General features: G+C 43.6%; 13 protein-coding genes. 6 read left to right on the top strand and 7 right to left on the bottom strand.

All coding sequences use genetic code 11. From position 1 onward, the window contains the following. Nucleotides 1-330 precede the first annotated feature (330 nt). A complete protein-coding gene (locus MSSIT_RS07110; RefSeq protein WP_048171185.1) occupies nt 331-843 on the top strand; it encodes a metal-binding protein in 513 nt (170 codons plus the stop codon). Here the strand turns inward: MSSIT_RS07110 and MSSIT_RS21140 are convergent. Together MSSIT_RS21140 and MSSIT_RS23000 are read right to left on the bottom strand one after the other, a co-directional pair. Then, nucleotides 825-1,298, bottom strand: a complete 474-nt coding sequence (locus MSSIT_RS21140; RefSeq protein WP_052721563.1) for a hypothetical protein — start codon at nt 1,296-1,298, stop codon at nt 825-827. The genes MSSIT_RS07110 and MSSIT_RS21140 overlap by 19 nt on opposite strands. Nucleotides 1,299-1,320: 22 nt before the next feature. Beyond that, the gene (locus MSSIT_RS23000; protein WP_156158809.1) at nt 1,321-1,488 is read right to left on the bottom strand and encodes a hypothetical protein; all 168 of its coding nucleotides are present in this window, start codon (nt 1,486-1,488) and stop codon (nt 1,321-1,323) included. Between the two features lie 341 nt (nt 1,489-1,829). Between MSSIT_RS23000 and MSSIT_RS07100 the strand changes: the two genes are divergently transcribed. The 3 genes from MSSIT_RS07100 (at nt 1,830) to MSSIT_RS07095 (ending at nt 4,369) form a co-directional block, all read left to right on the top strand. Continuing rightward, nucleotides 1,830-3,005 carry a multidrug effflux MFS transporter gene (locus tag MSSIT_RS07100; RefSeq protein ID WP_231590458.1) on the top strand — a complete coding sequence of 392 codons (1,176 nt, stop codon included), beginning with the start codon at nt 1,830-1,832 and terminating at the stop codon, nt 3,003-3,005. A 33-nt stretch (nt 3,006-3,038) separates the two neighbouring features. After that, nucleotides 3,039-3,167 carry an antitoxin VapB family protein gene (locus MSSIT_RS24630; protein WP_231590457.1) on the top strand — a complete coding sequence of 43 codons (129 nt, stop codon included), beginning with the start codon at nt 3,039-3,041 and terminating at the stop codon, nt 3,165-3,167. Nucleotides 3,168-3,436: 269 nt separating this feature from the next. Next, nucleotides 3,437-4,369 (top strand): hypothetical protein, encoded by a 933-nt coding sequence (locus MSSIT_RS07095; protein ID WP_048171180.1) that lies wholly within the window; start codon nt 3,437-3,439, stop codon nt 4,367-4,369. 87 nt (nt 4,370-4,456) lie between these two features. On the opposite strand, the gene MSSIT_RS07090 is transcribed toward MSSIT_RS07095, so the two are convergent. Then, a complete protein-coding gene (locus MSSIT_RS07090) occupies nt 4,457-5,116 on the bottom strand; it encodes a flavodoxin family protein (protein WP_048171178.1) in 660 nt (219 codons plus the stop codon). A gap of 286 nt (nt 5,117-5,402) precedes the next feature. Between MSSIT_RS07090 and MSSIT_RS07085 the strand changes: the two genes are divergently transcribed. Next, nucleotides 5,403-7,082 (top strand): ABC1 kinase family protein, encoded by a 1,680-nt coding sequence (locus MSSIT_RS07085; RefSeq protein ID WP_048171175.1) that lies wholly within the window; start codon nt 5,403-5,405, stop codon nt 7,080-7,082. Between the two features lie 150 nt (nt 7,083-7,232). Here MSSIT_RS07085 and lon read toward each other — a convergent pair whose 3' ends face one another. Continuing rightward, entirely contained in the window at nt 7,233-9,623 is a 2,391-nt protein-coding gene (lon, locus tag MSSIT_RS07080; protein ID WP_048171172.1) for an endopeptidase La, read from the bottom strand. Between the two features lie 101 nt (nt 9,624-9,724). Then, nucleotides 9,725-10,144, bottom strand: a complete 420-nt coding sequence (locus MSSIT_RS07075; RefSeq protein WP_048171170.1) for a MarR family winged helix-turn-helix transcriptional regulator — start codon at nt 10,142-10,144, stop codon at nt 9,725-9,727. Nucleotides 10,145-10,610: 466 nt separating this feature from the next. Between MSSIT_RS07075 and MSSIT_RS24625 the strand changes: the two genes are divergently transcribed. Beyond that, a complete protein-coding gene (locus MSSIT_RS24625) occupies nt 10,611-10,916 on the top strand; it encodes a protein-tyrosine phosphatase family protein (RefSeq protein WP_231590456.1) in 306 nt (101 codons plus the stop codon). Nucleotides 10,917-11,022: 106 nt separating this feature from the next. On the opposite strand, the gene MSSIT_RS07065 is transcribed toward MSSIT_RS24625, so the two are convergent. Both MSSIT_RS07065 and MSSIT_RS07055 read right to left on the bottom strand, forming a co-directional pair. Beyond that, the gene (locus MSSIT_RS07065; protein WP_048171167.1) at nt 11,023-12,315 is read right to left on the bottom strand and encodes a Fic family protein; all 1,293 of its coding nucleotides are present in this window, start codon (nt 12,313-12,315) and stop codon (nt 11,023-11,025) included. 302 nt (nt 12,316-12,617) lie between these two features. Further along, nucleotides 12,618-12,824, bottom strand: coding sequence for a hypothetical protein (locus MSSIT_RS07055; protein WP_048171162.1), 207 nt, complete (start codon nt 12,822-12,824; stop codon nt 12,618-12,620). Between the last annotated feature and the right edge of the window lie 7 nt (nt 12,825-12,831).

Here is a 12,831-nt window from a genome sequence, read left to right as displayed (position 1 = left end):
TAGCTTCCTTATTGTTTCTTTACAAAATCTATGTCGGATATAATAGATCCTTTCATTCCACAGTAAAGGGATTCCATAGTACGCACTCTGGCTACACCAGAGATAGAATTTGCAAATTCGTAGCAAGATTTACTAGACACGGACTAAAAATGGAACCCATTTTATTCGAACTCCATCGGTAACCGCCCAAATGAATTATTAACCATTACTGTCTAATTAAATAAATTATATAAATCGTTGTATAAAAAATTGAGGAAGTATAAGTATCAGTTAGATGAGAAAAGGTTTCGAGTCAGATAGCTACTCTCCGATTTAAAAACGGTGTTCAGAATGCCCAATGGAAAAACTCACACAAAAATAAACATCACATTGCTGTTTGCTATATTGCTAAGTTTACATACTCACTATATAAAACTGCATATTCCACCGGAATATCTTGAGTTTGATACTATTGCAATATTTTCGTTTGCACTTATATTCGGGACATATTATCTCAGTCCTGACCTTGATATCAAAAGCGGACCCTTCAAAAGGTGGGGAATCCTCAAATACATCTGGTGGCCTTATCAAAAAATATTCAAGCACCGTGGAAAACTGCACCATCCATTATCAGGTCCCATCATAATTATTTCAACTGTAAGTTTATTCATCATAGCGCCTGTTGTCAAGTTTCTCGACCTTGACATAACTCAAATCCCGACAAAATATTTTATTTCATTATTAACAGGAATTGTTGTCTCTATTGAAGCACATATAGTTGCGGATATGATATACACCAAAGTAAAAACAAAATCCACGAAAATAAAAAAGAAACTGAGAAATATTCACACCAGCAGGTCGTAAAAATAGAATAAAGCAGCTGTCAATTCATTTTCGAAGAATAACATGCCGCTGATCTTTAGATACCCTAATGTGATACGAAGGTCAGCGGAAAAGTCAAAATCGATATGCGGGAAAATTTCTTTGAATGCATCATAGCTGCATTCGAGCAGTTCATTTTCATGAGGATGCGAATCAACGGCATCCACTCCCGACATCAGTTTTCCAAAGCTGCAAAAGACTTCATCCCTGTTTTTAGCTGAAGGGTTGTTCAGAGTTTCATTCAGGGCAAGGAAGCTTTCCCAATCTTCTTTTCCTAGCCGTCTTATCCGGGTCTTCATTATGTTTACGGCATACTTTTCTTCGCAGGGGCCCTTTACGATTAGAATCAGTTTTTTACCAACTGAGGGATAGTTGTGAATATAAAACCGAGCATAGCCCCACAGGAAAAACCTATCAAGGTTATCGCAGAGCTCCAATTTCTTCCAAAACTTCTTTAAATTACGTTACCTGACCTTCAAGAGTTGTTTTCGTCTGGAGGAGGTCAAGGACTCCTCGAAGGGCGGAGAGTTTCCTTGCAACATAGGCCATTTCTCCGGAGGCACCTGGTCCGCCGTGAGTGAAGGCTATAGCAAAGAGCAGATTTCTATATTTTCTCAGATTTTCCATACCTGTACCAGGTTTAAGCCTCTATGGTTTAAAAATTGATTGATTTTCAAAATTATTGAGACCGACCTTTACTTTCGAAACTGTTATATACAACTCGTTTCCTTCGATAACCATTGTGGTTAGTTACACATGTAACTATATGCCCGATTGACAATCAGATATAATAAAATTCAAGATAATAAACATTTCAAGATTAACAACCATTTAAAAAACAATAACTATTTAATAATTGCTATACTGATAAAAACGAAATAAAGGATCCCATTATGGCTTTTCAACAAAAAAGAAATGATAAAATAGATTCTAAAATTAATAAGGCAACTAGTTCAGGAGATTATAATTTGAAGCGAAATTTAAAAGGAACCTTACCGCTTCTGGCCCTTCTTACGGCCTTTCCTCCTCTTTCCACGGACATGATCTTGCCGGCCATCCCCTCCCTTGCCGAAACCTGGGGCGTTTCCCTGTCGGTAATTAACCTGACCCTTATCTGCTTCTTTGTGACCTATGGGTTTTTCCTGCTCTTTTACGGCCCTATTTCCGACAGATTTGGCCGCCGCAGGCCCCTTCTTTTCGGGCTTGCGGTATACATAGTGGCAAGCTTGCTCTGTGCCTTTGCGTCCAGTGCTTCCATGCTAATAGGCTTACGAATACTGCAGGCTGCAGGAGCGGCTGCCAGTTCCTCTATCTCCATGGCCATGACCAAAGACATTTTCTCCGGACAGGAAAGAGAGAGGATTCTGGCTTACATTGCGGTTATAATGGCGCTTGCTCCCATGCTTGCTCCGGTCATTGGCGGTTGGGTCCTTGCAGATTTCTCCTGGCCCTGGATCTTCTTCATTCAGGCAGTTATGGGTTTAATCGGGTTGATCGGAGTTCTCCGCTTTCCGGAAACGCTTCCAGAGGTTTCCGATACTCCACTTACCCGGATAATGCACACCTACAGCCGGCTGCTGTTCAACCCTTCTTACATAGTCATGGTCCTTGTAATGTCAGCAAGTCTTTTTCCCCTGTACAGTTACATCGCGGGCTCTTCTGACATCTACATAAACGGGTTTGGCATGACCGAGCAGACATACAGCTACTTCTTTGCTTTCAATGCCATGGCTCTGATGATCGGTTCCTTCTCCTGCCTCCGGTTGACGAGAAACATCAGATCAAAGCACCTGATGACGGTCGGGTTTGCAGGAATTTTTCTGGGCGGACTTTTCCTTCTGTTCACTGGCCAGCACGGTCCCTGGAGCTTTGCGCTTCCTATGTTCCTGATCACATTTTCCCTGGGCCTGAGCCGCCCTCCGAGCAACAACCTTGTGCTCGAACAGGTCGACCGGGATACGGGCTCGGCTTCTTCCCTGCTGATCTTCTGCTACTTTACACTCGGGGCTGTCGGTATGTGGTTTATCTCCCTGGAATGGGCGGATAAGATCCCTGTACTCGGAGCAATCGCCCTTGGCTGCGGAGCTATGGTACTTGCTACATGGGTTGTTTTACAGAAGAGAGGGATCAGGGGAGCTGTCTGAATACCGGGCAAACGTAGAACTTTACTTCTGTGTATGCATACACAGATACATGAATACAAAGACGATTCCAATCCGGGACGATACATACAACCTGCTGAAAAATGCAAAACTGAAGGAGAAAGTTTCAGCGACGTTATTGACCGCCTGCTGGTGAAAGAATAAGGAAATCTGTCGGTTTATTTTGGGGCATTGAAATATGAGGAATTTCTGGAGGGACTGGAAGAGGATTCCAGGAAAATAAGGGAACTTTCAATTTTTTGATCTAAGAGCCTGCAAAGTGAGCCTAAATTATTTATTATTTTAGCATGTAGAGTGTACTGTTACAGGCAACTAAGAGATATTATTCCCGATATTCTTTAAAATTGAACTTCTAATTCGGAATAATAACAAGCTCTTCAGTTTACCGACGTTTTCCCGGAGTTGAGAGTGCCATGAAAAAACAAAAAGCCATACTGATATTACTATTATTCCTTCCCCTCCTTTTTGTACTGTATTTATTCGGGCCTTTTATACTAATGTCTTTTATCGACAGTTCCTGGTACTATTCCGAGGACGTAGATATCGGGTCTCTTGATTACAGTTCCGTGCTAACGAAAGCGGAGAATGCCGGCTATGAAGTGGAAGGTTCCTGGCCCTGGCCCGGAAACTTTTCGGGTTTTGAACCGGGGGATGTGTCTGAGGTCAGGGAAAACTTCGGAAGTGCTGCGCTTGTGCAGAATATAAGGCTTAATAGCGAGAACTCCGAGCTTATGGTCTTCGTCTGTGAAAACGGATCTGAATCCGGGGGCCAAACCTGTGTGGCTGTTTCGAACCTCAGCCACGCTGACCCCGAATCTCCCTTACAGCTATCAGAGTTCCCGGAAGATTCCTGGATGCTTGAGAAACTCGGACTCCTCTTCGGCCCGGATGAAAATGCTCCGGAGAAGTATCTTGCGGCTCTGAAAAAAGCCGCACAAAACCAGACCTGGGATGCTGAAATACAGATGAACGAATCTCCCAATTTCCCGGCTGTATATGCCTATCTTTTGGAAAACAGTGACGAGCCCAGCTACGAGTCCGGTTTTGGTCTTAATGCATACCCAACTGAAGTCTTTTTAAAGGACGGGAAACGGCTGGGTTCCGTAAAATACTCCATCCCGAAGGCAAAGGTAACGACTTATGATGAAGGGAACAGGTACATAGTTGAACTCGATTCCTCAGGAAAGGTCAAACTCGAAATCGTAATGCCTGTAGGAAGCAGCGGGGAATCGATACCCGAAGAGGAATACCGGGCGGTTTTCAGGGAGATGTTTGAAGAACTGGGGTTTTCTCCTGAGGCAGCTGACCGCTTTGAATTTTTTCACAGCTCTTCACGAATATGGTGAAATAACAGATATGAAAAGTGAGAATAGGTGAAAAAAGCAATATTAAGGAGCTTATCATTTAACTCAAACATTATTGCTTTTACTTCTTTACTCAAGAGCTTTTTGCCGTTTCACGAACCGTGCTCCCATCTCAAAGGCTTTTTTGCAGTCCTGCGGAAACACTTCTTTTCGCCTTTTTGCTTTTTCCTCGGGATCAAACCTGTCAGCAACGTACTTTGAATAATCATCGAACTGGTAGGTATCGGTGCTGTAAAGTGATTCGGAATCTCCGAAGATTCTCTTAGCAAGATTCTCATTCAATTCGATAGTTTTCCTGAGCCCAAACATATCAAAATATTCTTCCTTTGCTCCCATCGTGTAGATGAAACCAACAGGGGTGTTTTTTGGGTAGAGGGAAGGCAAGCTATTGGAATATGTGAGGTATGGAAATACATAGCGTTCCATGAACGATCTCATCTCGCCTGTCAAATTCCCAAGATAGATTGGAGATCCCAGGATTACAGCATCAGCATCTTCCAACCTCTCAAGTACAGGTGTCAGCTCATCTCTCATTGCGCATTTTCCATAGCTTTTCCCGCCTTTCAATTTGCAGGCAAAACAACTTGTGCAGCCTTTAAAATCGAGGTCGTAGAGGTGGATTATTTCTGTTTCCGCGCCCTCCGAAGCTGCGCCTTCAAGAGCTTTTTCCAGCAGGGTGGCTGTGTTCCATTTCTTTCTGGGGCTTCCGTTTATGGCTATTACTTTCATGGTTTTACCTTCATTTTCATTCTATTCAGATTTTTAGGAATAGGGACCGATCAGTTAACAGAGAATAGAGTTTCCAGTCAGTCTAATAATGTCCTGTTTTTATATAAATAAGCATAAAACCCATGAGTCTTTAGCTGAGTGGTAGTTCATATAACTCTTTGACAGGATGATCCAGAATTGAGAGGAACCTTAATTAGATACAAAAAAATATTATATGTGTTTTAATAAACTCATTCCCGGAATAACTTCGGTACTCATCACAAAAACATCAGGCTAATGACTTTATATGCTGCATAAAAGATTCCGCCGTTATTCAATGTTGAAAAGATACGGCCAGATAATTGAGGTTCTCCAGAAATACGGGTTCGGATATATTGTTGACCAGATTGGTCTGGGCAGTTTCGGAGACTTTACTTCCAGGCTCAAAAAACAGGAAAAAAGAGATGAACATAATCTCTCAGGCCCGGTTAGAACTCGCAGGATCCTCGAAGAACTCGGTCCGACCTACATCAAGTTAGGCCAGTTGCTGAGCATGAGGCGGGACCTCGTTCCTCTTGAATACGCCGCCGAATTTTCAAAACTTCAGGACGATGCCCCTTCCTTTGGTTTTGAGGAAGTTGAGCTGATTATAAGAGAGGAACTCAGACTTCCTGTTGAGGAATTGTTCGAGTCTTTTGAGAAAAAACCACTTGCATGTGCGTCAATCGGACAGGTGCATCGGGCAAAGCTAAAAAATGGTGACGACGTCGTTGTGAAGGTCCAGCGTCCTGGAATAAAAGAAGTAATCGAATCCGATCTGGATATAATGTACAGTTTATCCGGGCTTTTGACCGAACACATCCCCGAAGCCAGACTTTACAGGCCGGTTGAACTTGTTGACGAACTATCGCGCAGTATTCTTGCAGAAATAGATTATTCGCAGGAAGGCTGGAACACAGACCGGTTTGCAGAGAATTTTAAGGACAGCGAGCAAATCCACATCCCCAAAGTGTACTGGGATTATACAGGCACCCGTGTGCTGACCCTCGAATATATCGAAGGGATAAAAGGAGGGCGCGTGGATTTACTTGAAAAGCAGGGGTTTGACAGGAGTGCAATAGCTCTTGCAGTTGCAGGTTCTTTTCTTAAGCAGGTCTTTGAAGACGGTTTTTTCCATGCTGACCTGCATCCAGGGAACATCCTGATAATGGAAGATGGAATAGTAGCATTTCTTGATTTCGGAATGGTTGGGCACCTATCTTCAGAAACAAGGGATATGTTCCTGAACGGGATGACGGCAATGGTTAAAGGGGATAGCTCTCTTTTTGTTGAAACCCTGCGGGATATGGGAGGTATAGACTCGCATGTGGACACAAAAGTCTTGAAAGTGGATTTTGATTACTTCCGTTCCAAATATTACGGCAGGGCTCTGAAAAATCTCGATGCTTCGGTAATAATAGAAGAGTTAATAGAGGTCCTGAGAATGAATCAGGTTAAAGTGCCTTACAATATTACGCTGCTGGTAAGGGGTACGCTTGCTGTTGAGGGGTTCGGGCTGATAATCGATCCCGATTTGAATTTAGCCGAGCTTGTAGAGCCTTATGCGAAAAACGCAATAAAAGAAAGTTTTTATCCGCAGAACATTGCCAGGGTACTTTACGACAACATTTCCAGCTGGTCCCGCATATTCCAGAAAGCCCCGACAAAAATCTCCCATATCCTCGATAATGCCGAAAATGGTTATCTGGGAATAAAGCTTGAGTCCGAAGAGACTAAAAGGCTGATCTCAGAGATAAATACCGCAAGCAACCGGTTGTCTTTCAGCCTGATCATTTCTGCCATAATCGTTGCTTCATCCCTGATAACTCAGACAAACATGAAACCCCTTCTCTGGGGAGTGCCTCTTCTGGGAATATTCGGTTTCCTTCTTGCCAGCATTTTTGGGATGTGGCTTGTATTCAATATCTTCAGGACAGGCAGGATATGACTTTCGGCTATTTTCCCATTTTTGAATTAAGAGTTTGAATTCAGCTTTGAGTGGATGGACGGGGTAGGTTACGTTTCTGGAAGCTTTAACCTAAACCCCATCTTTGAATATCTCCCTCCCCGGTCATTGCCCTGTCCTGCACTTTCAAACTCAAACATTCTGGGTAGCTGCGAAGCTGTTCCCTGAAAACGACGACGACAGCACCTGTCCGGGGAGGTCAATGCCAAGTGCCTCTTTGAGGACCTCCTCAATGGTCTCTACAGGCACGAATCGAAGCTCGTTTCTAACGTCTTCGGGCACGTCCTCAAGGTCTCTTTCGTTTTCTTTTGGCAGGATTACTTTCTTTATACCTGCCCTATGAGCTGCCAGGACTTTCTCTTTTATGCCTCCAACGGGAAGTACGGAGCCGCTCAACGTTATTTCCCCTGTCATGGCAAGTTTGGGGTCAACAGCTTTGCCGGTTATGAGGGACGTAAGGGCGGTAAAGAGGGTCACACCTGCTGAAGGGCCGTCTTTTGGGGTTGCACCCGAGGGCACGTGGATATGGACATCGCTTGCCGTAAAGTTAAAGCTGTTTTCGGTGCTGGCAAGTCTGGACCTGACAAGGCTCAAAGAGATCTGTGCCGACTCTTTCATCACGTCCCCGAGCTGGCCTGTAAGGGTAAGCTTACCGTTTCCGGGCATGAATGTGCCTTCAATGAAAAGGATGTCTCCTCCTACAGGGGTCCAGGCAAGGCCGGTTACCACTCCGGGAACATTTTCTTTTCTGGCTTCTTCCTGCCTGATTATCTCTTTTCCGAGAACCTCTTTGAGCATGTCCGCTCTGACCACGTAAGGGAGATCGGTTTTTCCCGACACGATCTTTTCAGACACAAACCTTGCAGTCCTGGCAAGCTGTTTTTTCAGTCCACGGACCCCGGCTTCGCGGGTGTATTTGTCAATGATTCCTTTCAGGGCTTCATCTTCAATTTTGAGCTTGTCCGCATCAAGGCCGTGTTCTTCCAGTATACAGGGCAGCAGATGATCTTTTGCAATTGCAAGTTTTTCATTTTTCGTGTAACCCGAGATCTCGATAGTTTCCATTCTGTCAAGCAGAGGCCAGGGGATACTTGCCAGTGAATTGGCAGTGGCTATGAAGAATACTTCGGACAGGTCATACGGGACTTCCAGATAATGGTCCGAGAATGTGTTGTTCTGCTCGGGGTCAAGGACTTCCAGAAGGGCACTTGCCGGGTCTCCTGCGTAGGAAGTTGAAAGCTTATCGACCTCGTCGAGGATGAAGACCGGGTTTTTCGTACCTGCTTTCCTCATGCCCTGAATAATTCTTCCGGGCAGGGCTCCTATATACGTTCTTCTGTGGCCTCTTATCTCGGCTTCGTCCCTTACGCCTCCGAGGCTAATCCTGACATACTCCCTGCCGAGGGCATCTGCAATACTTTTTCCGAGGCTCGTTTTCCCGGTGCCGGGCGGGCCCGTAAGGAGCAGAATTGAACCCTGTTTTTCCTTTTTCAGTTTCATTACCGCCAGGTGCTGGATTATCCTTTCCTTGACCTTTTCAAGCCCGTTATGGTTGCTTTCAAGGACACGGCGAGCTTCGTCAATATCGATGTTCTTTTTCTCCTCCGTCACCCAGGGAAGGTCGAGCATGAGGTCCAGGTAATTTCTGATAACAGAGCTCTCAGGATTGTGGGGGCCCCCGGTTTCGAGTTTCTTCAACTCTGACAATGCCTTCTTTTTGACCTCTTCAGGCATCGTTGATTTTTCAATCCTTCCCCGGTATCCGCCCTCACCGGCAGAATCGTCAGTTTCGTTAAGCTCTTCCTGAATGATCTTGAGCTGTTCCCGAAGCATCGCTTCCCTATGCGATTTGTTTACCTTTTCGGAAACTTTTTTTGCCATTTCCATCTGGATTTTTATGTTTTCTTTCTGCTTCATCAGGATCTCGAGGAATGCGAGGTATCGCTCACGGACAGAAACTATCTCAAGAAGGGCCTGCTTTTCTTCGAGCTTTATAGGGATATACGGCATGACAAAGCCCATTATCTGGTCAATGGAATTCATCTTCTCGATCGGCCGCATAAACTGCTCCGAACTCTGGAAACGGCTGCTGATCTCATGGATTGATTTTTTGACATTAGCCAGCATTTCCATCTGAACGTCTTCATCGAGGTCCGGAAGGTCCATTACAGGTTCGAATGCAGCGTAGAAAATCCCGTCCTTCCGGGTAAGCGATACTGACTCTACCCTCTGGACAGCCTTTGCAATAACAAGATAGCCCTCATCTGCAGGCTGGACAAATCCAATTCTCAGGAGATTTCCTGTCCTGTACAGTTTATCCTCTGTCAGGTCGGAAGGTTTCGTGCCGCTTTTTACTGTCAGCCCGATGGCATATACAGATTCGGCGTTTTTCATGTCGTTCAGGAGGATTTCTCCCGTGACTTTGTCAGCAAGGAATTTGGCCCGGCTTTTCGGGTAGGCCACTACCTCAAAAAGCGGCATTACAATGCATTCTCTGTTTTCATCGGGTTGTTCTGGATACATTGTCAATCGTCTCATTTTTTCTAAAGTTGTTTTTTCAGTCTTTCAGGCCATTCCAATTATTTAGTTTGAATTAACCTAACTTTTCTGCCGGACAAAAAAAATTACCACACCTTTTCAAGGAGGTCGATAAGCGTGTCAATTTCCTTCTCGTCCAGAGAACCTGCCATTTTTTCAATGACCCTTAACAATGCGTTTTCTTCGGCACGAGCTATTCTCCGTCCTTTTTCAGTCAGGCGAATGTAGAAAATTCTCCCGTCCTCCGGGGATTTTTCTTTGTACACGCAGTCCATTTTCACGAATTTGTTGACCATCTCTGTGACGGTTGGCTTTGAATTTCGGGTGATTTTAGCAAGCCTGCTAAAAGTCACGTCTCCATGTTCATCAATAATCTTCAGATATCCGATCTGTTTAATAGTGATATCAGATAACCCACATTCCGAGAGGATCTCACAGGAGCATTCGCTTTTGGTTTTGATCAGGCTTTCAAAGACTAATAACAAATGCTCTTTTTTCTCTGTCATGCTGGGTCCGGGTTATTAGTTAGGTATTACCTAATTAAATAGTTTTTGGTGGGAGGTAAGTTTGGCTTTATTTTTATCAATTCGATTCATCTTGATAGATTCTGATAACAAACCACTCAGAATGGAGAACCTCAATCAACCTTTTTGAATACGAAAATAAACTCTTTTCCAGCCTTCCTTTTTTCAACATATTCCAGTTCTTCCAGATGAAAAAGGTCACTTTATATTTCCTGCCCCTCATACTCTTAGCATTATGCCCTCTTTGTTGAGTCCAAGGGAGATGCCTTCAATAGAAGGTATCCGAATTCCACTGAATTTCTATGTCGTGCTCAAAGAGCCTGTTCTTCTTGCCGGCATGTCTCGGCCACGGGAGTCTACCCCCTGGGAGAAAATTGGGGAAGCCGGTTTTTCAAACGTAGTCTGTCTCAGCAGTTAGGAGGTTACTTACGACCCTTATCCTCTCAAAGTGCTGTTCTCTGCAGAATTAGAAGACCTTTATTTCGGCTATGGGCCGGAGAACCCTGAAAGAGAGGAGCGGCTTATCAGGCAGGCAACTGCTGTTATAAGAGCAAAAATGGATGAAGGAGAAGGGATTGTTGTCCACTGCCTGGGGGGCATAGGCAGGACAGGCACGGTTCTCGGATGTGTGCTCAAAGACTTTGGTTTTCCGGTGGGCGAGGTACTGAACTATCTTGATGAACTAACTATGCATAGGGGCTTTGGAGGGTGGCCTGAAACTGAATGGCAGGAAGAAATGGTACGAAAATATTAACAAAATTTTAAGCTTTGTTTGACGACTTTTTGATGAATTCTAATAAAAATTGATGAGAGTGCTTTTTTAATAGATTCCGATAACAAACCACTCAGAATAGAGAATCTCAATCAACCTTCTTAAACATGAAAATAAACTCCTTCCCAGCCTTCCTTTTTTCAACATATCCCAGTTCTGCAAGCCGGAAAAGGTCACTTCTGGCTGTAGCATACGCCACACTGTAAATGGTCACTATTTCTTTGATTGTGATGGGTTTTTCAGGCTGCTTCAAAAACTGCTTTAGGATTTCTGCCTGCCTTAAAGTAAGATTTCCGGATTCGGTAATGATTTTCAGGGCTTGAGCCTGCTCTTTTTGTTTTCTTTCCAGATACTCGAGGGTGTCATCAAGGGCTTTTTGTATGCAGTCGAGGTTGTATTTGATGAAGTACGTGAGGTCGCCGGAATCCTCGGGGGTACGGTCGGATTCGGTATAGAGGTAGGCATTTTGATACCTTTTTTTCGAATTATTTATTACTCTTGAGACTGCCATGTACTCGAAAAGCCAGTAGTCGTTTTTGATGAGATACCAGTAAAAAAGAGCCCTTGCGGTCCTGCCGTTTCCGTCGTTGAAGGGGTGGATGTATCCTAGCAGGAAGTGGATGATTATACCCTTTATCACGGGATGAATGAAATCTTCATCCTTGCTGTTGGCAAAATCACATAATTCATTAACCAGCTTCGGGACTTCGGTGTATTCCACAGGTTTATGAAGCAGTGTCCCATCATGGGAAAAAACTGCAATTTCATTGTTTTCCCTGAAATTGCCTTCGTATTGGGTTTGTTCAAGTGTTCCGCCTGTAATCATCCTGTGAATTTCTAGAATTCGCTCAGAGGTGAAGGCTTCGTTTTTTAAATCCACGATATACTTTACTGTATCGTAATTGTTTACAATCATTTTTTCGTCTTTATTTTTGGGCTTCCTTTTCTCCTGCAGCATCCTTTTTGCAACTTCCCTTGTAGTTGCTGCTCCTTCTATCTGGCTTGAAGCGATTGCCTCTTCCATCAGGGAGCTGATAATGTATTTCCTTCTATTGTCCTGCAGGGCTTCAAGACTACTGAGCAAGTTTTCCGCTGCTGATTTGTCGAGGATATGGAGTTTTTCCTGAAATTCATCTATTAAGTTATATTTAAAAACCCAGTTCCCAAACTTCAGGGATTTTGCTTTTAATTCCCTCAACATTTTCATTAAATTCCATACGATTCCCGGGTCAAGAGGGAGTTTTCTGTGTTTTAACTCCTCCCAGTGCAGATACCTTTCATTGTATGCATAGACTAAATCTGCAATTTGATCGTCATGAAGAAATTTTTCAGCTTCTTCAAGGGTTTCATTTGAAAATTCAGGAACTTCCGGGAGTTTCATATTACCAATCTATCAATTTGATCTGTTTTGATAGATATTGATAGTTATATCCTATATTTTTTTCTATCAATTTGATTGATTTTGATAGATATTGATAGATTTTGATAGTAAAATCGAGGATAGACGGCTTGACATCAGCCAATAAAAAAAAGAATAGGAGAGGTAATTCAGAGATGTAATTCAAAAATAATTCTGCTTCTTCAATTTCAAAAAGAGTTTAGTGCATAGCTAATAGTGTATAGCTAAGTAAGTACCTTTAGTACACTTATACTACTCTTTCCGGATTCCTGTTACTTATTTTTTCAGGCATTATAGGCATCATAGAGCTGCCAGACCCATATAATCGCCCATATTAAAAATCCGGTTCCGAAGAAATGCATGGCTCCTGTAACCATGAAAGCTAACCAGATGCCGATTGCTTTAAGAAAATCTCCTTTTACAAGCTGCCCCAGACCGGGTACGAAAAAAGAAAATAGGGCGGGAACTCCGTGTGTTCTCCTGCATTCCATATAACTT

The sequence above is a fragment of the Methanosarcina siciliae T4/M genome (assembly GCF_000970085.1).
GTDB classification, from domain to species: domain Archaea; phylum Halobacteriota; class Methanosarcinia; order Methanosarcinales; family Methanosarcinaceae; genus Methanosarcina; species Methanosarcina siciliae.
The sequence above is the reverse complement of the archived record's forward strand: the minus strand, read 5'-3'. Positions and strand labels throughout refer to the sequence as shown.

Coding starts and splice junctions, on each gene's coding strand:
- MSSIT_RS07090 (WP_048171178.1), bottom strand. CDS start 5,116: ATGAAAGTAATAGCCATAAACGGAAGCCCCAGAAAGAAATGGAACACA.
- MSSIT_RS23000 (WP_156158809.1), bottom strand. CDS start 1,488: ATGGAAAATCTGAGAAAATATAGAAATCTGCTCTTTGCTATAGCCTTC.
- lon (WP_048171172.1), bottom strand. CDS start 9,623: ATGTATCCAGAACAACCCGATGAAAACAGAGAATGCATTGTAATGCCG.
- MSSIT_RS07075 (WP_048171170.1), bottom strand. CDS start 10,144: ATGACAGAGAAAAAAGAGCATTTGTTATTAGTCTTTGAAAGCCTGATC.
- MSSIT_RS07065 (WP_048171167.1), bottom strand. CDS start 12,315: ATGAAACTCCCGGAAGTTCCTGAATTTTCAAATGAAACCCTTGAAGAA.
- MSSIT_RS24630 (WP_231590457.1), top strand. CDS start 3,039: ATGCATACACAGATACATGAATACAAAGACGATTCCAATCCGGGACGA.
- MSSIT_RS07055 (WP_048171162.1), bottom strand. CDS start 12,824: ATGGAATGCAGGAGAACACACGGAGTTCCCGCCCTATTTTCTTTTTTC.
- MSSIT_RS07085 (WP_048171175.1), top strand. CDS start 5,403: ATGCTGCATAAAAGATTCCGCCGTTATTCAATGTTGAAAAGATACGGC.
- MSSIT_RS07095 (WP_048171180.1), top strand. CDS start 3,437: ATGAAAAAACAAAAAGCCATACTGATATTACTATTATTCCTTCCCCTC.
- MSSIT_RS07110 (WP_048171185.1), top strand. CDS start 331: ATGCCCAATGGAAAAACTCACACAAAAATAAACATCACATTGCTGTTT.